The following is a 19779-nucleotide window of genomic DNA, read 5'->3' as shown; positions in this document are numbered from 1 at the left end:
TATTTATTATGTTCATTTATTCACAAACTGTTTTTCTATTAGCTTTCAGGGGGGATCAGAGTGAGGGAAAAATTTGAAACAGAAGTGGTAATTATAGGAGGCGGCATGACTGGTACCGGGCTCCTGCGTGATCTGGCATTAAGGGGAATTAAAACTATACTTGTTGAGCAATTTGATTTGGGCCATGGGACTTCTACAAGAAATCATGGGCTTTTGCATTCAGGGGGAAGATATGCTGTTAAAGACAAAGAGGCAGCAATAGAATGCTACCGGGAAAATATTATTCTTAAAAAGACAGTGCCGGGGTCTATTGAACACACTGGAGGGCTATTTGTAAAAATCCCTGAAGATCCCGATGATTATGTCCATAAATGGGTGAATATGTGTAATGAAACAGGTATACCTGTTGAAAAGATCTCTTTAGAAGAGGCTTTCATGCAGGAACCTTATTTAAATAAAAGGGCAGAAGCTGTCTACAGAGTGCCTGACGCTTCTGTAGACCCTTTTACTATGCTGACAGATGTAGCCGCTGATGCTTTAAATAGGGGAGCAGGTTTACTCACTTATCATACCGTCAGCCGAATTGAAACTAAGAATGCAGAGGTATCTTATGTTGTGGCCAGAGACCGTTATACAGGCGTGGAGAAAGAAATCCATGCGCCTGTTATTGTAAATGCCTCAGGCCCATGGGGGGCGTATATAGCAAAGCTTGCCCAGATTCCTTTAAAAGTGATTAACAATAAAGGAATGCTTACTGTTTTAAATCATCGGATTAATAAGCAAGTCATAAACAGGCTCCGTATGCCGGGGGATGCTGATATTTTTGTGCCTGCCCATGACGTCACCATTTTTGGAACAACAGGCCGCAATGTTGAGAAACCGGATGACACCTCATTGGAAAGAGAAGAATTTAAACAGATGGTGGAAGATGGAAAGGCATTGATTCCAAATCTTTCTAACATACGGTCGATCAGAGCATTCAGCGGGAGCAGGCCGCTGTTCGAGGAAGAAGGAGAGAAGGACTTAAGCGGACGTAACGTGACCAGGGGAATGGCTTTGCTTGATCATGAGAAGCGTGAAGGTCTAAAAGGATTTATTACAATTACCGGGGGGAAATTAACCACTTTTCGTTATATGGCTGAAAAAACGGCAGATTTAATTTGTGAAAAACTTGGACTGCACCAGGGCTGTCTTACTCAAGAAATTGCCGTCCCCCCACGTCAATCCAAAGAATTTCTGAAGCATCCGAGTTTACCGGCTCTTGCTAAAAAGAAACTCTGTTCATGGGCAGGGATTAACAACAGTCAGATTCACTCTAACTTAGAAGAGGATAACAGAGTAGTCTGTGAATGCGAGCAAGTCACTTGGGCCGAAATACAGCTATATATTAATCAAAGTAACCATTTTAACCTGGAAGACCTTCGGCGCAGAACGAGACTGGGAATGGGGCCATGCCAAGGGAGCTACTGCTACCACAGGACAGCGGCTCTCGCAGTGGAAAAAGAAGGCGTCTCGGGAGAGGAAGCTGCAGAAGCTTTAACAGATGGAATGGATAAAAGAAAAAAGGGAATGAATGTGGTTGCGCACGGGGCGACAGACAGGCAGTTAAAAATGATGGAAGGTGTAACTGCTGTGTCGCTTGGCATTAAGAAAGGCGGGAAAGCTCATGTATGATATCGTCGTCATAGGTCAAGGGCTGGCAGGGCTGCTTACAGCAATACGCGCTAAAGAAAACAATAATCATGTAGCAGTAGTCTCCAAAGGGATCGGCAAAATAATTCAGTCTACCGCATTTATGGATTTGCTCCCGGGCAGATCTGAAAACCTCACAGATGCCCGCGCATTTTTCGTTAATGAACAGATTTCTGATTCGCTACTGTCAGAAGCGGCTGACTGGTTCAAAGCGCTGACTGGCAAATTAGGCCTTCCTTATAGAGGTTCTATTGAAAAACTTACACCTGTATTAACAGGGGCGGGATTTATAAAACAAACTGCCCTCTATCCGCATACAGTCAGCAAAATACCTGAAGAAGGAGACATAATTATAGCAGGGATCAAAGAGATCATCGATTTTCAGCCTCGCTACGTTAAAGAGAATCTGCTCACAGAGTATCCTGGTTTGTCAGTTTCAGCTCTTAGTGCAGATTTAGGCCTAAAAGCCGGGAGAGTACTTTCCCAGGCAGATGTGGCCAGACAGCTTGACGAAGCTTCAGGAAGAGCGGCCTTAATATCTGCCCTTAAGAAAGAAATGAAAAAAAAGAATGTTAAGTCATGCGATATGATGGTTCTTCCATCGTGTCTTGGAATTAAAAATTCCCAGCTGGTCATGCAGGAGCTGAAGGAGGCATTTAGCTGCAGTGTAACAGAGGCGCCCGGGCTTCCTCCTAATGCAGCGGCTGTCCGATTATATTCCGCTTTAAAAAAATATGCAGTAAACCAGGGAATACGATTTATAGAAAATAAGACCACCTATTCAGTCGAAGTGAAAAATGACAAAGTGACAGATCTGTTTACAGAAGGTACAAACGAAGGGATCAAGCTGAAAAAACTTGTTATAGCTACAGGAGGGATTATTGGCGGGGGGCTGGAACTGACAACTGACGGGCTCAGAGACACAACTATAAATCAGCCGGTAAATAAAGATGGAACAAATAAACATAAGTTAAGAAATGTTTATTATGCAGGAGGAACGAAAAAGGTTCCTTGGACAGATACTTGGATAGCTGGAGGAATCTATACGATTTGTACAAGCTATTCTGTTCCTTTTTCAAAAAAGACGCCAGGAGGGAAAAAGCATGCCGGAGTGGAGTGTAATAGATAATTCTTTTGATAAGTGTCTCAAATGCAATGCCTGTACGGTAATTTGTCCGGTTTCCGGCGTTTCATTGGACTTTGGGGGACCGAAGCACCTCGGACCAGAATATAAACGGTTAACAGATAATCAAATAACCGTAAACGAACCGTCAATTGAACTGTGTACTTTGTGCGGAACGTGTGACAGATCGTGTCCGGAGGGAGTCCATGTCTCTTTGTTAACGGCATACGGTAAGGCGGTACACGCTGAAAAGTCAGGTACAACTTTACGCGATTTAACCCTGAGCAGGGCCGAGCTTGTAGGAAAGCTTGCTTCAGCTTTTGCCCCTGTAACCAATAAAGTGATGAAAATAAAACCTGCGAGAAAGCTGATGGAGTGGACGATGCACATTCCTGCTGAAAGACAATTTCCTGAATACAAATATAATCATTTTAAAAAGAAATATAAAAAGAAAGAAGCAACCACGGAGAGAAAAGTGGCTTTTTTTTCAGGTTGTTACACCACATATAATGCTCCCCACGTTGGAGAAGCTTTTATAAAAGTGATGGAGTACAACGGTATAGAGGTTGCTTTGCCTGAACAGAAATGCTGCGGTGTTCCTATGTTTGCAAACGGCCAGATGAAGCAGGGGCTGAAAAACGCCTCCAGCAATACAAATTCTTTACTATTATACGTTAACGAAGGTTATGATATCGTCACAACATGCTCAAGCTGTGCCAGCTCATTAAAAAAAGATTACCCTGCGTTCCTTCAAACAGAAGAAGCAGTCAAAGTTTCTAAAAATATTTACGGTTCTGAAGAGTATCTGAGAAAGCTTTATGAAGAAGGGGAACTGAACATGTCACTAGCTTCTCTTGATGAGAAAGCCGGTTATTTTTCTCCTTGCCATATGAAAGGCCAGGGAGTAGGGACCCCTGCTATAGATGTACTTGAGCTTATTCCGGATTACAAGGTTGAAGATATGGATGCCGGGTGCTGCGGCCAGTGCGGAACATTTGGTTTTAAGAAAGAAAAGTACCCGCTGTCTATGAGAATAGGAAACGGAATGAGGCAGACTATTGCAGAAAGCACAAAAGATTATATTGTAACAGAATGCGGAATGTGTAAGAACCAGCTTAATCAGCTGGCTGTTGAAAAAGTAAAACACCCAATTGAAATTATAAAAAAATCATATGAATCAGTTTTGGAAAAAGACCGCTTATAAGCTGGTCTTTTTTTTACTGTACATCTATATTGTGATATGGATTGTCAGCGGTTGGCGTTTCCGTTACCATTATTTATATACAGTCGGCAGAACAAGGGCTCTTTATTAACCGCTCTGATACAACCCGGTATATAAAGCGGGAAGACGAGGAGAATAAGTATGAAAATTATCGCCCACCGGGGAAACAAACGTTATACCCCGGAAAATACTATGGCATCTTTTATTTCAGCATCGACTTACCCTATAGATGGTATTGAATTTGATTTGCAATGGACAAAAGACAAGATCCCTGTGGTTATTCATGATCCAACAATTGACCGTACAACAAATGGACGCGGACCGGTGAGGGAATTTACTTTAAAAGAATTAAAACAATTTGATGCAGGAAGCTTTTTTCAAGAACAGTTCCGCGGAGAGAAAATCCCTTCTTTTACTGAAGTGCTTGAGTGGGCCGCTAATTTTACTTTTGATTTACACGTTGAGCTGAAACAGCAGACTGCATTACCGGAACACTTTGTTAAAAGCTGTTTAAATGAAATTAAAAAATACAAAGTCGCTCACAGGACTATCATTTCTTCTTTTCACCATTCTTACTTAAGTGAGGTCAAAAGGCAGAATCCTGATATTCAAACAGCTTTTCTTACAAAAGTCCCTGTTTTCAGGGCAGTGTCCTACGCTAAAAAAGTTAAGGCGGATGCAATCCATATCCGGCATAATTTTCAGGCCTCGAGGTATTACCGTAAATGGACTAAAAAAGGACTGCCTGTCCGTGCTTATAACGTACACAGGGAAAGAGATGCGAAAAGGTGTGCCCGCTTAAATGCGGATGGAATCATTACAAATGATCCCAGGTTAATGACTGAGCTTTTAAAAAATAAGTAAAAAAAGATCAGTTGAAACCGCATATATTTTCCTTTTCTATTAATTGATTTTCATATACAATGTAATAGAGCTTTAAAATACGTTGGGGATACCATCTAGAGAAATGATAAGGGAGGTACATAAAGATGAGAGGAAAACCCCTTTACCCTTTTGCTCTAACAGCCATCTTGGGGATTGGCTTAATTATCATTTTATCCTTTGTCGGTGTTAATATTGGTCCAGACACCGCTACAGAGAATGGGGAAGAGAATGAGGAAGAGCAGGAGTTTGACGATCCTATTGAATTAGGTGAAAGCGTCTATCAGCAAAACTGTGCATCTTGTCACGGCGGTGACCTTGAAGGTGCATCAGGACCTGCTTTAGATAGCGGAGGACATTCAGAAGAGGATATTCTGTCGGCTATCTCAGAAGGACCTGGAAGTATGCCAGCAGATCTGGTTACAGGCGAAGATGCCGAAGCAGTTGCAGAGTATATCTTATCAGAAAATCAATAATACTTACGAAGAGAAGGATCGTGTATCCTTCTCTTTCTAATATATTGAAATAGAAATACAGGTGAAAACGATGAAAAAAGATAAATTATCAAAACGATTAGAAAAAGTGAGTCAATTTATAAAAGAAGGAGCCGTGGTGGCCGATATAGGATCTGACCATGGTTATTTGCCTGTATATTTAACAGACACAGGAAAGAGCCCTTTTGTAATAGCAGGTGATGTCAATGAGGGGCCGCTCTCATCAGCCCGGGAACAAATCATAAAACACAATTTAAATGATAAAATAAAGGCAAAACTGGGGAGCGGGTTAGCTGTCCTGGAAGGAGAGAGCGTTGACACAGTAGTAATCGCAGGGATGGGCGGACCTTTAATAGCTTCAATCCTTGATAAAGACAAAGAGCTGCTCAAAGGAGTAAACAGGCTGGTTTTGCAGCCGAATGTCGCTTCTGATCATGTACGAAAATGGCTCTTTGACAACGGATGGAACCTGGTTGACGAAGCGATTCTTGAAGAGGACGACCATGTTTATGAAATTGCAGTTGCCGAGAAAGGAAACGCTCGCAAAAATTACAGCTCGATGCTGGAAAAGGAACTGTGGATGGGTCCTTGCCTTTTAAAGAATAAAAACTCTGCTTTTGAAAAGAAGTGGAAAAGGGAATTAGCTCAACTAGAGAAAATTGATAAACAATTGGAAACAGCAGTAACCCGCCCGGGGTTAAGAGAGAAAAAGCAGGATATCAAAATGAAAATAACCTGGCTGAAGGAGGAATTAGCTTAATGAAACCAGCAAACGGTCAAACGATTATACAGTCTTTTGAACAATTTTCCCCTAAGTCTTATGCTGTCGAGGGAGATAAAATCGGCTTACAGATAGGAACTTTAAATAAAAAAGTAAGTAAAGTGATGGTAGCTCTGGATGTGCTGGAGCCGGTCGTTGATGAGGCGATAGAAAAAGAGGTTGATTTAATTATCGCTCACCATCCTATTATTTTTAAGCCTATAAAGGCACTAAGAACAGACTCCACATACGGCCGTACGATTGAAAAGCTGATTAAGCATGACATAACCGTTTATGCAGCCCATACGAATCTTGATGTCGCTCCGGGAGGGGTAAATGACATGATGGCAGAAGCTATCGGTTTGCAGGATGTTGATGTACTGGTGGAGACGGTGAATGACCCTTTAAAAAAGCTCGTTGTCTTTGTTCCTGAGGCCCAGGCCGCGGATGTGCGTGAAGCTATAGGAGAAGCAGGGGCGGGTCATATTGGAAATTACAGTCATTGCAGTTTCAATTCAAAAGGAATGGGCGCTTTTAAGCCTGGAGATGGAGCGGATCCATTTATTGGGGAGCAAGGTGAAATGGAATACGTAGATGAAGTGAAAATTGAGAGTGTTTTTCATGAAAGTATTGAAAAGAAAGTCCTGAACGCTATGAAAAAAGCTCATCCTTATGAAGAAGTCGCGTATGATCTTTATGAAATGGCCTCTCCAGGTAAAGTACATGGTTTAGGAAGAGTTGGTTACCTGGAACAAGCTCTGTCACTTGATGACTTTGTACAAAGAATAAAAAAAGCCTTTGATGTTAAAGGTGTGCGCGTAGTTGGAGAAAGAGACCGCCAGGTAAAAAAGGTAGCGGTTCTTGGAGGAGACGGTAATAAATATACATCTGCTGCGCTCTTTAAAGGAGCAGATGTATATGTGACGGGCGACTTATATTATCATGTGGCTCATGACGCTATGATGGAAGGATTGGCAATGGTTGACCCAGGCCATAACGTTGAAAAAATAATGAAAGAAGGCGTCCGAAGAAAAATTAAAGAGTTTGTTGATAAAAACAATTACAGTACAGAGGTTCTTGTTTCAACTGTTCATACTGACCCGTTCCGGTTTATGTAAAGAAGCTGGCCTTTCAAAGAAATTAACATTTTTAATTTTGTAAATTAAAATATAACATGTTATAATCTTTAAACATAAGGATACTTCCGATTCTGTTTGGTTGTGGTGACTCTAACTTTATCAGAAGGTATCCTTTTTGTGTACATTCTTTTAAATGAGTTTTGTTTCAAACCCGTTGGTTGTCAAAAATTACGAGACGCCTGCGGGAAAAGCAAGGGCTGAAGATCCATCGGGGTGTTCTTCCCCGATTAGCTGAAGCCTTGCCCGCGGCAAGCGAGTGTATTTTTTGACATACAACCTCCATTAATAATATGAGATATAAAAAAATGGCTCTCACATAAGTGAGGGCCATTCTTATTCACTGGGTTTTGTCCCAGCCTCATTCTTTTTTGTAAGCTAATTGGGAACAGCCCGATTAGCTGAAGCTCTTACTCTCCGTTTTTTTCTTTTTAACTTTCGGGAGAATCTTTGTCAGTTTCACACTGCTTGTAGTATCCCACGTGTGTGGATCATCTTCATCAAATTTTTCTAAGAACGCGATAACTTCTTTTGTAACAATAGTAGGGGTGCTTGCACCTGATGTGACCGCCACTTTATTGATGCCTTTCAGCCATTCCAGGTTTAATTCATTAACATTGCTTATGCGATAGGCTGGTGTACCTGTGATTTCTTTAGAGACCTGCGCTAACCGGTTAGAGTTATTACTTTTAGGGTCTCCTACAACAATCAGAAGGTCAGCTTCGCCGGCCTGTTCGGCTACTGCTTCCTGACGCACTTGTGTAGCCATGCAAATCTCATTATGAACTTCTGATTTAGGGTATTTCTTTAAAGCTGCATTAATTATATGGGAAACATCCCATTGACTCATTGTGGTCTGATTCGTAATGAGTATTTTATCGCTTTTAAGTTCCAGGCTATCAACATCTTTTTCTGACTCTACAAGGTGAACAATATCAGGAGCAACGCCAATTGCCCCTTCAGGTTCAGGATGTCCGCTTTTGCCGACATAGATGAATTCATATCCTTCATCTTTTTTGTCCCTGATCAGGTCATGGGTCACATTTACATCAGGGCACGTGGCATCCACTGTGGTAAGTCCTTTTTCTTTTGCAAGAGCCCTGACTTCAGGTGAGACCCCGTGAGCTGTAAATATCACTGTCCCTTTATCGACTTGTTTAAGAATTTCCAGTCTGTTTGGTCCGTCAAGTGTAATGATGCCTTCTTCTTCAAAAGCATCTGTTACGTGTTTATTATGAACGATCATGCCTAATATATATATCGGCCGGGGCAATTCAAGGTTGGCAGCTGCCTGCTTAGCCATAACCATTGCGTCTACAACCCCATAACAATATCCTCTTGGTGAAATCTTCATTACTTCCATGGAATCCTCCTTGGTAAACGAATCAGCCTCATACAGTGTCTTAACTATTATTCTGCTTATTCTCACATGAGACACATATTTATTATAAAGGCTATGGGCGGCTGTGACAAACAAATGAACAGCCGCCGGTATAAACTTTATCTTTGACACGCAAAAACGGATACCCTTAAAGGCATCCGCAGAATTTGACGGCTGTTTATGTAGCCTCAGCATGCTCATCGATAAAGCTCAAAGCTTCATCTTCTGACATCTCTTTAACTAACATAAGTTCACTGATAATAAATTGTTTTGCACGGTCTAAATTTTTCCTGTCTTCCATATGAAGCCCGTTATTTCTGGCTCCTTTTTTTGAAGTCAGATTAGCGATCACACTGCAGGCATCCAAAATGCATCCTGTTTTAAGCAGGGTTTCATTTTCTTTAGAGTATGGTCTTGCTGCTTCTTTTTTTACGGGAGCTTCGCAGGCTTTAAGAGCATTTGCTACCTCTTCCAGCTGCTCCATGGCAATTGTTTTACGCAGTCCGGATTCCCCGATGCGGTTTTCCGGAAGCATTAAAGTGACGTGGTTTAAAGGAAAATAAACAACATAATACGTCATTTTTTTACCTAATATATCTTTTTCTTCCATATCCTTTATTTTGCCAGCCCCGTGGTACGGGTAAACAACAGTGTCTCCCACATTAAACATGGCCATCCCTCCAAAGTAATATTATACCCAGTATAGCACAAATGGAAATAAATTTAAAATTTTACTACGATATGAGAAAATAGTCAATGGAAATGAGAGAAAAACCTCTTGGTAAATTAGAGGTTTTTATTAAATATATAACTTTGGTTTAGGAATATTATCTGTTCTATCCTCTTTTTTTATCCGTCTATTTTTAGAGGGAGGCTGATTTTTGGAAGAGCGGACTGCTTTTTTTCTTTTGGTTTTAGAGACACTCTTAGGTTCAGTTGTTTTTTTAGAGGAAGAAGCAGGGCGACTATCCTGTTCTGTCTTTGAATCCTTCTTTTTTACCTCTGAGTTCTGTTCTTCGTTTTCTGAGCTATTTTCCTCGCTTTCATTTTCATTTGTCATTTCAGACAAATTGTCATCTTCAGAACTGTCATCCTCAGTACCGGCAGTGTTGTCAGTACTGCTTTCACTCGTTCTTAAAATTTGCATTAACTGGGGAAGAGACTTAATTAAAGGACCATACTGCTGAACGATGGGACCGACCGTTTGGACAGTCTTAATCACTTTTTGCGCATTTTGAACCATACCGAGCATTTGACCTAAATTTAGTCCCTGTCCGGAAGATAACCCGTTTACAGCAGAGGTAACATTATTAACAGCAGCATTTCCACCGAAAAATTTTGATAAAAAGCCTCCGCTCTGCCCAGCTGCAGGAAATGGATACTGGCCCATCCCATGAGGCGGCGGCCCGGCTGGGAATGATGAAAAAGGTGGGGCTTGCATAGTATTCGGCGGAAAAGGACGCGGACCGAACATATGGTGATCATCCTTTCAAACATGACCTTCTCTTCTTAGTCATATGCAAAGCTGAAGAAATTGTATGGGCGCTTATCATGGAAGGCAAGCTAAATAAACTGGCAAAAGATACATTTTTCATGATAAAATGAATAATTAGCGTCAACCATCATTAAAAATAATGGAAGACTCAAGACAGAAAGTAGGAAAAAGAATGAAACATAATTTTGAACGTTTTCAATTAAAACCATTTCTAATTCAAACATTAGAACAACAAGGTATTTCATTACCGACAGAAATCCAGGAACGTCTTATTCCCTCAATTAAAAACGGGCAGGACGTGATTGGCCGTTCCCAAACAGGGACGGGAAAAACACTGGCGTTTTTACTCCCAATTTTAGACAGGGTGGAAACAGAAAAGAAATCAACCCAGTTTGTTATTACTGCTCCGACAAGAGAGCTGGCTCTCCAGCTTTATGAAGTATTTAAAATATATGCTGAAGAAAGTGATGATTTGATTACTGCTCAGTTAGTAGTAGGCGGCACTGACAGACTCCGAATGATCGAGAAAGCTCAGCAGCAGCCGCATATCGTTATAGGAACGCCGGGGCGTATTCTGGATATGCTTAACGAGCAGGCGTTAAGACCGGCTTCTGTAAAGGCGTTCGTTGTAGACGAGGCTGATCAGATGCTGGACATGGGCTTTCTGGAAGAGGTGGACAAGATTGCTTCACGGATGAGTGACGAGTTGCAGCTCCTTGTTTTTTCAGCAACTATTCCTGAAAAACTTAAACCGTTTCTAAGGAAATACATGAAGAATCCAAAACAAGTAGAAGTAGAAGCACCGGGAGCCTCGCCTGAAAATATTGCCCACTGGCTTGTTCCTGACAGAGACAGGGATCGAAAAGATATTCTTTTAAAAATCACCTCCTCCCTCCAGCCGTTTCTTGCGATAGTGTTTACTAATACTAAAGAAACGGCTGATGAGATTCATGAAGTTATGAGGGCAGAAGGAATGAACGTCGACTGTATCCATGGCGATATGCCTCCGCGCCACAGGAAAAAAGTACTTAAAAAGCTTCAGGATGCTGAGATTCAGTACCTTGTTGCGACTGACCTTATAGCGAGAGGGATCGACGTTAAAGGTGTCAGCCATATAATTAATTATGAGATTCCAAAAGAACTTGAGTATTATGTCCATCGTGTAGGGAGAACGGCTCGTGCCGGATGGGATGGGACAGCCATCACAATTTACGGCCGTTCAGATCAGACAAGCATTGAAAAACTTGAAAAGCAGGGCATCACATTTGAATACAAAGAAGTGAAAAAGGGAGAATGGGTGACAGTTGAAAAGCGGAACTTCCAACAGCGAAAGACTTCTTCTGATCAATCCGTAAAACCGGGAAATTTAAAAAAACCTAAAAAAGTAAAACCGGGGTATAAGAAAAAATTTAAGCAGAAAATGGAAGAACAGGCGAAAAGGCAAAGAAGAATAAACCGCCGTAAAGGCTAGCTGCCAGAGGGAAAGGGGGAAGTGGTATGTTATTAGGATCACACGTATCTATGAGCGGAAAGAAAATGCTTCTTGCTGCCAGTGAAGAAGCGGCTTCCTACGGTGCTTCTACATTTATGATTTATACAGGTGCGCCGCAAAATACACGCAGAAAAGCAATTGAGGATTTAAATATTGAAGCTGGACATGAACATATGAAAGCACATGGTATTTCAAATATGGTCGTCCATGCTCCCTATATAATTAACATAGCTAATACGACCAAACCGGAAACTTTTAAGCTTGGTGTAGATTTTTTAAAAAGTGAAATTGACCGGACAGAAGCTCTCGGCTCTAAGCAAATAGTTCTTCACCCGGGAGCTCATGTAAGTGCAGGAGCCGAAAAAGGAATCAGTAAAATTATTGAAGGGTTAAACGAAGTGCTGGACCCTGAACAGGATGTCCAGATTTCCCTTGAAACAATGGCAGGTAAAGGCTCTGAATGCGGCAGGTCATTTGAGGAACTGGCTGCTATTATAGATGGCGTGACACATAATCATAAGCTTTCCGTCTGTTTTGATACTTGCCACGTTCACGACTCAGGTTATGACATTATAGATGATCTCGATGGGGTCTTGGAGGAATTTGATAAAATTATCGGTTTGGACCGCATAAAAGTCCTGCATGTCAATGACAGCAAGAATGAGTGCGGAGCGAAAAAAGACCGTCATGAAAATATAGGCTTTGGACATATCGGTTTTGAAGCCATTGACAGGATTATTTATCACGACGTATTCTCGAGTGTTCCAAAAATTTTGGAGACCCCTTATGTAGGCGCAGATAAAAAGAACAAAAAGCCTCCTTATAAAAAAGAGATCAGTATGTTGAAGGAACGTCAATTTAATCCGTCGTTAAAAGAAGAATTACTGGGCCAGCCAGCAGAATAACAAAAAGGGTGACTCAAAGTCTGACTTTGGGACACCCTTTTTGTTTACCTGAATATGAGCGGAATTCTACACGCTAATGCGCTTCCTGGAAAAGGAGAGCTGCCGGGTGAGGTTCGGCAAAATCCTGTTTACAATCCTATAGTTAATCTAAATAATGCTCATATTGCTTGAGCAGGGCCAAGGCTGACTGAGAATGTTTAGGAAATTCTTTTTGAAGTTTTTGTTTCAGTTCATTAACTTTCTTTTTATCTGAAATATCAAAAGGCTGTTGATGAATAATCTCCAGCACTTTTTTTCCTTCTTTTACTGTAAGCGGAATTCCTTCCTGATGGCTCAGTCTTATAAGGTCTTTTAAAGTCAGGGAATTAACTTTCTTATTAATAAGATCTTTTATCACATGGTTCAAAGGACAGCCTCCTTATTATAATAAATTTTAGGGCAGCATCTTTTTAATTTATGATTTTGGGGGAAATTTGTTCCTTCTTGATGTATAATAATGGATGGATTATTAAAGTCTGAGAATTTGTTCCAATTTAAATATATACTTAATCACAAGGGGAGCTTTTACGTGAAGAAAGTCAACGAAGGTTCACTGAATAAAGAAATTTATCAGGCAATCATTCATTTATCTTCAGATTTTAGCCTAATATTGAATGAAACGCTGGAAACTGAAGATGTTGTCTTGCAGGATAGCAGCCTTCTGAAGTTGATTTCCGAGCCTTATCAAAATTTTTTTCCCCGCGGGAAATTTGAGGAATTCATTTTCACTATTGATAAAGAAGAAAAACCGGTAAAAGAGATATTTTCCCTGTTTACCAGTGATCAAGAGATATTTGTTGAGTGCAAAGGTTTAAAAATAAAAGGGAAAATAATAATAGTTGGCAATAAACGTTCGTCACTTGTCAAAAGACGGATAGACCTGATGGAAAAAGTACCTATTCCGGCCTTGCTTCTGGATGATAAAGGCTATATCGTCACATGTAACAGCCACTATAAAAAGCTGCACACACAACTGGGTCTGCCGGTGAAAATCTGCCCATCTGTTGAAGCTGGAAAAGAGCTTCATCCAGTTTATTATATTTATGAAAGAATGTTAAAAGAACTTGTGAACACTAAGAGGGACGTCACTAAGGAGTACCGGAGGGAAGAAGTCCGGCTGGTCATACAAGGTGTGGTGGACGGGGACCATTATATTATTATGCTAAAAGATGAAAGTTTTCAAAAACGTTTTGAACAGCTTTTGACTTATCAGCAGCAGATGCAGGCGGTCTCTCAAATAGCAGCCGGAGTAGCTCATGAATTAAGAAATCCGCTTTCAGTAATTAAAGGTTTTATCCAGCTGTCCAAACTGTCAAACAGCTTGACGACTTATTATGATACGATTTATTCAGAAATTAACAGGATGAACCAGATTATTGAAGATTTCCTGTCTATTTCCCGGAAGAAAATTGATAAGCGCTATGTTCAGCCTGAGGACCTGATTGAATCTATGTTAATGATTTTCCGTTCGGAATGTACACTTCATGACGTGGAGTTTACTTATCATATTCAGGAAAGTTCCCACTATTTATACGTAAATGAGCAAATGATCAAACAGGTATTGATTAATGTGATGAGAAATGCGATCGAGGCATACGAAGGTCAAACAAAGAACAGATCGTTCCTTTTAACGACATTTATAATTAAAGAAAGTTATTTCATTCAGCTTAAAGATGAAGGGCCGGGAATTCCGGCTGATCTCATTGACAAAATTAATGAGCCCTTTTTTACAACTAAAGATAAAGGGACAGGGATTGGAATTCCCCTGGGGAAACAGATACTGGAAGAGCATAAGGGCGAATTTATTATTAACAGTGAACCTGGCAAAGGGACAGTCATTACCCTGCAGCTCCCGCTTTTCTCTTATAAAGATAATCAAGAGTAAGAAATAAAATGCGCTCTCGCCTAAGGCGAGGGCTATTTTTATTCCTTGGTAATCTCCGTTTTTTCATATTTTCAGCCCCAGTGAATTTACTGTAACAAAAATGCGGACTTCAGATGAGTAAGATTGAAAGATTCAAGAACTTCATTTATAATTATTACTAAGCAAAAAGTTTACCTAGGGAAAGTTTTTAAATTAGACACAACTTTTTCAGCGGGTTGCACAATAATTGTGCATAAGCATATATTAGAATGAACTTTGCCTATACAAATTCGAACGTAAGGGGTTTTTGAAGGAGGAAACAGAATGGCAGATGAACGATCGATAAAAGTTGACCGGCTGTCTGTTCATTATCATGGGCAGACGGCTATCCGGGATATAACATTTACCGTTTCTAAAGGAATGATAGTAGGAGTAATCGGACCGAATGGTGCTGGGAAATCTACTCTAATGAAAGCGATGCTCGGGCTTGAGAAAAGCAAAGGGGAAGTTTTATTCTTCGGGAAGAAAATCAATGCTATAAGAAAACAAGTGGCCTATGTGCCGCAGAGGAATTCCATAGACTGGGATTTTCCGGTGCGTGTAGAAGATGTGGTGCTGATGGGAAGGTTCATGCACATTCCTTGGTATAAAAAAACAAGCAGGGAAGATCGAAGCCGTGCCCGTGAAGCCCTCGAAAAAGTCGGAATGCAGGAATATTCTAACCGGCAGATAGGAGAGCTTTCAGGAGGGCAGCAGCAGCGTGTCTTTATAGCGAGAGCCCTGGCCCAGGATGCGGACCTGTTTTTCCTTGATGAACCGTTTGTGGGAATTGATGTAGAATCGGAGAAAATAATTGTTGAACTGTTACATCAATTAAGTAAAGAAGAGAAAACAATATTTATCATTCATCATGATTTGAGCAAGGTGGAGAAATACTTCGATGAGCTCGTACTGCTCAATCAGACGCTTATTCACGCAGGAAACGTAAAAGAGGTATACAAACCGGACTTTTTGAAAGAAGCATACAGAGGGAGTGCGGCTGTCATTAACGAAGGTAATGAAATGGTGGTGGTCGGGCCTTGATAGAAAATATTAATTCATTTATTTTTCAGCTGTTGAATTATCCATATTTACAAAATGCCTTGTTCGCTGCTGTGTTAGTAGGCATAATATGCGGTGTGATTGGCTGCTTTATTATCCTTAGAGGAATGGCTCTAATGGGGGATGCCATCTCCCATGCTGTTCTGCCCGGTGTAGTCATTGCCTATATGCTCGGCGCGAGTTTTTTTGTGGGAGCAGTCATTACCGGTGTATTAACAGCTTTGGCAATTGGCTTTATCTCCCAGAACAGCCGTATAAAAGAAGATTCTGCTATTGGAATTATGTTTACGGCTATGTTCGCCGCAGGGGTAGTCCTGATTACCGCTCTCCAAGGAACGAGCGTGGATTTATGGCATATTCTGTTCGGAAATGTATTGGCTGTATCGAGAACAGATTTATATTTCACTTTAGGAATAGGTATTTTTGTTTTAGGGACCATTGTTATTTTTTACCGTCCTCTTTTATTGAGTACTTTTGATGAGACAATGGCTAAAGCAACAGGTCTTCCTGTAAAGTGGATTCATTATATGCTTATGCTTTTGCTGTCTTTCGTTACGGTAGCTTCCTTGCAGACAGTTGGAATTATTCTCGTGGTCGCTATGCTTATTACCCCCGGGGCGACTGCTTATCTCTTAACAGAAAGGTTCTCAGTGATGCTTTTCCTTTCTGCTTTTTTCGGAGTTGTCTCAGCCGTTACCGGATTGTTTTTTTCAGTTATTTACGATGTCTCTTCAGGGGCGTCCATTGTACTGGTTGCTTCAGTTCTGTTCGCCATTGCATTTTTCTTCGCACCAAAGCAGGGCCTAGTTTTCAAAATGCTCAAGAAACCTAAAAATGAAACTGTAGCGCCTTAAATGAGAGTTATAAAATAAAGTCTTTACCAGATGATGGTAAAGACTTTTTCTTTTCAGGTTTATAATTTGCAAGAAGAGGTTATATGGGGTATGATGCTGTCTTGTACATGAGAGATGTACAGTTTAAAAAGGAGGGACAATCAGATGCGTATAAGAACGCTTATAATGATTGTTGCCATTGCTGCCCTTGCAGGCTCCTCTATAGTCTTAGCAAATGAATATAGGCAAACAAAAGAAAAAATAAAAGAGTTAGAGGTGGCTAAGGAAGAGCAAAGGAAACAGCAGGCACGAGATTTGGAAATTGAGCGCATGAAACGCTATGCAGGCCAACTGCCCGAGGATTATGAAGTGAGCGGGTATGAGAACTGGAATGAAGCAAAACAAGTCGCCGATTACCTTTACGAAGATAGTGGCGGACTGTTTAAAGAAGAGTGGGGTCTCTTTCTGGCCCTTGAAGCCCAAAAAAAAGAAATCAATCCTTTTCTTGTTTATGAATTACTTAAAGTAGAAACAGGAGGGCAGTTCGATCCTGAACTGGTCGGCCCCGAAACAAAATATGGACATGCTTACGGAATGGCTCAGTTTATGAAGAACACCGGCCCATGGATTGCAGAGATGGCTGGTCTCCAGTATGAAGATGATATGCTGTTTGATCCGCACTATTCTATTCAATTATCTATCGTATATTTAGATTATCTTTATGAACAATATGGAGACTGGGACCATGCCTTGACTGCTTACCATCGGGGAATGTACGGGCTTGAACAGTATATTGAGGATAACGGAGACGCAAAGAGCTGGTATGCTGTGGAAATTCAGGAAAATGCTCAGGAATTTGATTTGGTAGCCTATGAGAATTAGGAATAAAAAACTCTCACCTCTGGTGAGAGTTTTTTTAGGCTGTTGAGAAAGTATTCCCAACAGCCTTTTTTGAAAGAAAAGTAAGATATCTCACGATCTCATCTACCGGCGGTCGCTTTCCGTGGGACTTGTCTTCAACTAATTCTGACTCTACGAGCATCGTCAGAATGGATTTTCAGGCTGTGCTCCTGCGGTTACTCGTCGCGGGGAAAAGATCGCTGATCCCACCGGAGTCGCCGCCTTTCGTTCTTCAATCACCGTTCCAATTAATAGGCCCGGACGACTGGTTCTGATTAGATCAGTTATCTTCAAAAAACATAGCAGCCTGCTGTGAGAAAATTTCCTGGCTCTGAATAATAGTGTCGCCTTCATTCCTCGTTACATAAGTATATTTTCCATCAGACTGCTGAACGCGAGCTTTAACATTATCCTGCAGAGTGATAGTAAGAACGTTTTTTATCCGGTCTTTTATGTGAGGCGAGTGAATGGGGAACAGGATCTCAATTCTTTTTTCCATATTTCTTGTCATCCAGTCTGCAGAAGAGAGGTATGTCTTTTCTGCCCCGTTGTGATAAAAATAAAAAACCCTGCTGTGCTCAAGAAAACGGTCTATAATACTTCTTACCGTAATATTCTCGCTTACTCCAGGAATACCAGATTTAAGGCAGCAGATGCCTCTGACGACTAAATCGATTTTTACGCCTGCCCTGCTTGCTTCATACAGTTTTAAAATGATCGGTTTATCGGTTAAAGAATTCATTTTAGCTATGATGTGCCCGTTGTTATACTTTTGCTGATAACTGATTTCGTTATCTATGAGATGAATAAAAGATTCTCTCATTTCAAAAGGTGAAGTGGCAATTTCTTTCCAATTAGGTTTTCTTCTGTAACCGCTAAGGTGGTTAAAAAAGTTAGTGGCATCTATGCCAAAAGTTTCAGCTGATGTTAAAAGCCCCATATCCGTATATAATTTAGCTGTGCTGTCATTGTAGTTTCCTGTGCCGAGGTGGACGTATCTCTGAATGTGTGCACCTTCGTGACGGATAATAAGTGTAATCTTACTGTGAGTTTTAAGCCCGGTAATACCATATATAACATGCACACCGGCTTTCTCCAGCTTTTTGGCCCACTGAATATTCTTTTCTTCATCAAACCGCGCTTTCAATTCCACGAGAACCGTGACTTGTTTGCCAGCTTCAGCAGCGGTAGCCAGAGCCTTAATAACCGGGGAGTCGCCGCTTACCCGGTATAAGGTCTGCTTTATGGCCAGAACATTCTCATCTTCCGCTGCTCTAGAGATCAGTTCCACCACAGGCTGAAAAGATTCATAAGGGTGATGGAGGAAGATATCATTTTCCCTTATCGCTTTAAACAAGTCTTCTTTATTCCACAAATCCGCAGGAGGCTGCGGGATAACTGTTTCATTTACAAGGTGTTCAAAATCATGGGCTGCTTCACTGTAAAAAGCTGAGAAAAAGGATAAATCCAAAGGTCCTGCTACTTCATAAAGATCGTGATCTTTTAATTCGAGAACGTCAGTTAAAAAAGATAATACCTTTTTATCCATACGGTTTTTTTGCATTTCCAGACGGACAGCTGCACCCCATTTCCTTTTTTTAAGCTCTTTTTCTATTTCCCTAAGTAAATCCCTCGATGCTTCTTCATGAATTGTCAGGTCAGCATTTCGGGTAATTCTGAACGGAGAAACAGATTTAACTTTATTGCCTTTAAACAACTTGCCTATAAAATGGCTGAGAAGATCCTCCATGAGGATATATTCGTTGGAAAATTTCGATGCAGGCAGCGGCAGCGTTCGTTTTAACACTCCAGGGACCTGTACGATAGCCAGTTTATGATGAGGATCATCTTCCTCATTTTCAAGCACTACTGCTAAATTTATACTTTTGTTAAGCAGCATAGGAAAAGGCCTGTAAGCATCAATAGCCATCGGTGTCAAAACCGGCAGGATAAAGTTATTAAAATGACGTGATATATAGTTATACTGGCTTTCACTTAATTCATCCACCTTCAGGAACTTAATACCTTTTTCTTCGAGCTGCGGTTCAATTGAAGTAGGGAACAGCTCATCCTGTAAACGAACCAGCCTGTGTGTTTCTTCAGAAATCTTCGTAAGCTGTTTTTTCGGGGTGAGACCAGCTTTATTTTCGGGTTTGTTATAACCAGCCTTCACCTGATCTTTCAGCCCTGCCACCCTGACCATGAAAAACTCATCAAGGTTGGAACTGAATATAGCTAAAAATTTCAGCCTTTCCAATAAGGGATTGCGTTCATCAAATGCTTCCTGTAAAACACGTTCGTTAAACCCCAGCCAGCTCAGTTCTCTATTATTATAATAAGAAGGGTCATGCAAATTAATATCTTTACTGTTGTCAGTCAATTAGTTTCCCTCCATAAAAGCAAATATTTTAACCTGATTAGTAACTACCGGTTAATTCCTGTCAGGCCATTCTTTTATTA

The 19779-nt window shown here is 40.9% G+C and carries 19 protein-coding genes; 14 read left to right on the top strand and 5 right to left on the bottom strand.

Annotated features, from left to right (window positions below):
• Positions 1 to 60: 60 nt before the first annotated feature.
• The 7 genes from glpA to BMW59_RS04145 all read left to right on the top strand — a co-directional run bounded on the left by glpA (position 61) and on the right by BMW59_RS04145 (position 7291).
• On the top strand, positions 61 to 1674 hold the full coding sequence (glpA, locus tag BMW59_RS04175; RefSeq protein ID WP_093047823.1) for an anaerobic glycerol-3-phosphate dehydrogenase subunit GlpA: 1614 nt from the start codon (positions 61 to 63) through the stop codon (positions 1672 to 1674).
• Positions 1667 to 2821 (top strand): FAD-binding protein, encoded by a 1155-nt coding sequence (locus tag BMW59_RS04170; protein WP_093047821.1) that lies wholly within the window; start codon positions 1667 to 1669, stop codon positions 2819 to 2821. The genes glpA and BMW59_RS04170 overlap by 8 nt, the downstream gene beginning before the upstream one ends.
• Complete coding sequence (locus tag BMW59_RS04165) at positions 2796 to 4019, top strand: anaerobic glycerol-3-phosphate dehydrogenase subunit C (protein WP_093047819.1); 1224 nt, start codon at positions 2796 to 2798, stop codon at positions 4017 to 4019. Before BMW59_RS04170 ends, BMW59_RS04165 begins: the two co-directional genes overlap by 26 nt.
• 159 nt (positions 4020 to 4178) lie before the next feature.
• Positions 4179 to 4901, top strand: a complete 723-nt coding sequence (locus tag BMW59_RS04160; protein ID WP_093047817.1) for a glycerophosphodiester phosphodiesterase — start codon at positions 4179 to 4181, stop codon at positions 4899 to 4901.
• 125 nt (positions 4902 to 5026) lie between these two features.
• Positions 5027 to 5395 (top strand): c-type cytochrome, encoded by a 369-nt coding sequence (locus BMW59_RS04155; RefSeq protein ID WP_093047815.1) that lies wholly within the window; start codon positions 5027 to 5029, stop codon positions 5393 to 5395.
• 70 nt (positions 5396 to 5465) lie between these two features.
• Positions 5466 to 6173, top strand: a complete 708-nt coding sequence (locus tag BMW59_RS04150) for a tRNA (adenine(22)-N(1))-methyltransferase (protein ID WP_093047813.1) — start codon at positions 5466 to 5468, stop codon at positions 6171 to 6173.
• Positions 6173 to 7291, top strand: coding sequence for a Nif3-like dinuclear metal center hexameric protein (locus tag BMW59_RS04145; protein WP_093047810.1), 1119 nt, complete (start codon positions 6173 to 6175; stop codon positions 7289 to 7291). The genes BMW59_RS04150 and BMW59_RS04145 overlap by 1 nt, the downstream gene beginning before the upstream one ends.
• 415 nt (positions 7292 to 7706) lie before the next feature.
• Here the strand turns inward: BMW59_RS04145 and BMW59_RS04140 are convergent, their stop codons facing one another.
• The 3 genes from BMW59_RS04140 to vrrA all read right to left on the bottom strand — a co-directional run bounded on the left by BMW59_RS04140 (position 7707) and on the right by vrrA (position 10164).
• Positions 7707 to 8672 (bottom strand): 4-hydroxy-3-methylbut-2-enyl diphosphate reductase, encoded by a 966-nt coding sequence (locus BMW59_RS04140; protein ID WP_093047808.1) that lies wholly within the window; start codon positions 8670 to 8672, stop codon positions 7707 to 7709.
• A 196-nt stretch (positions 8673 to 8868) separates the two neighbouring features.
• Entirely contained in the window at positions 8869 to 9360 is a 492-nt protein-coding gene (locus BMW59_RS04135) for a CarD family transcriptional regulator (protein WP_093047806.1), read from the bottom strand.
• Between the two features lie 129 nt (positions 9361 to 9489).
• Positions 9490 to 10164, bottom strand: coding sequence for a VrrA/YqfQ family protein (gene vrrA / locus BMW59_RS04130; RefSeq protein ID WP_093047804.1), 675 nt, complete (start codon positions 10162 to 10164; stop codon positions 9490 to 9492).
• A 193-nt stretch (positions 10165 to 10357) separates the two neighbouring features.
• Here vrrA and BMW59_RS04125 point away from each other — a divergent pair, with 193 nt between their 5' ends.
• On the top strand, positions 10358 to 11656 hold the full coding sequence (locus BMW59_RS04125) for a DEAD/DEAH box helicase (RefSeq protein ID WP_093047802.1): 1299 nt from the start codon (positions 10358 to 10360) through the stop codon (positions 11654 to 11656).
• A gap of 26 nt (positions 11657 to 11682) precedes the next feature.
• Positions 11683 to 12582, top strand: a complete 900-nt coding sequence (locus tag BMW59_RS04120) for a deoxyribonuclease IV (protein WP_093047799.1) — start codon at positions 11683 to 11685, stop codon at positions 12580 to 12582.
• 142 nt (positions 12583 to 12724) lie between these two features.
• On the opposite strand, the gene BMW59_RS04115 is transcribed toward BMW59_RS04120, so the two are convergent.
• A complete protein-coding gene (locus BMW59_RS04115; protein WP_245732955.1) occupies positions 12725 to 12979 on the bottom strand; it encodes a DUF2624 family protein in 255 nt (84 codons plus the stop codon).
• A gap of 171 nt (positions 12980 to 13150) precedes the next feature.
• On the opposite strand from BMW59_RS04115, the gene BMW59_RS04110 reads away from it, so the two are divergent.
• The 5 genes from BMW59_RS04110 (at position 13151) to BMW59_RS21520 (ending at position 17594) form a co-directional block, all read left to right on the top strand.
• Complete coding sequence (locus BMW59_RS04110) at positions 13151 to 14506, top strand: two-component system sensor histidine kinase NtrB (RefSeq protein WP_177174178.1); 1356 nt, start codon at positions 13151 to 13153, stop codon at positions 14504 to 14506.
• 303 nt (positions 14507 to 14809) lie between these two features.
• A complete protein-coding gene (locus BMW59_RS04105; RefSeq protein WP_093047793.1) occupies positions 14810 to 15568 on the top strand; it encodes a metal ABC transporter ATP-binding protein in 759 nt (252 codons plus the stop codon).
• Complete coding sequence (locus BMW59_RS04100; protein WP_093048492.1) at positions 15568 to 16440, top strand: metal ABC transporter permease; 873 nt, start codon at positions 15568 to 15570, stop codon at positions 16438 to 16440. The genes BMW59_RS04105 and BMW59_RS04100 overlap by 1 nt, the downstream gene beginning before the upstream one ends.
• Positions 16441 to 16584: 144 nt before the next feature.
• Entirely contained in the window at positions 16585 to 17301 is a 717-nt protein-coding gene (locus BMW59_RS04095) for a transglycosylase SLT domain-containing protein (RefSeq protein WP_093047791.1), read from the top strand.
• 128 nt (positions 17302 to 17429) lie between these two features.
• Entirely contained in the window at positions 17430 to 17594 is a 165-nt protein-coding gene (locus BMW59_RS21520; RefSeq protein WP_177174177.1) for a hypothetical protein, read from the top strand.
• 5 nt (positions 17595 to 17599) lie between these two features.
• Here the strand turns inward: BMW59_RS21520 and BMW59_RS04090 are convergent, their stop codons facing one another.
• Entirely contained in the window at positions 17600 to 19699 is a 2100-nt protein-coding gene (locus BMW59_RS04090; protein WP_245732944.1) for an RNA degradosome polyphosphate kinase, read from the bottom strand.
• Positions 19700 to 19779: the final 80 nt, after the last annotated feature.

The organism is Salipaludibacillus aurantiacus (assembly GCF_900111295.1).
Classification (GTDB): Bacteria; Bacillota; Bacilli; order Bacillales; family Salisediminibacteriaceae; genus Salipaludibacillus; species Salipaludibacillus aurantiacus.
This window is presented reverse-complemented; position numbering and strand designations above follow the sequence as displayed.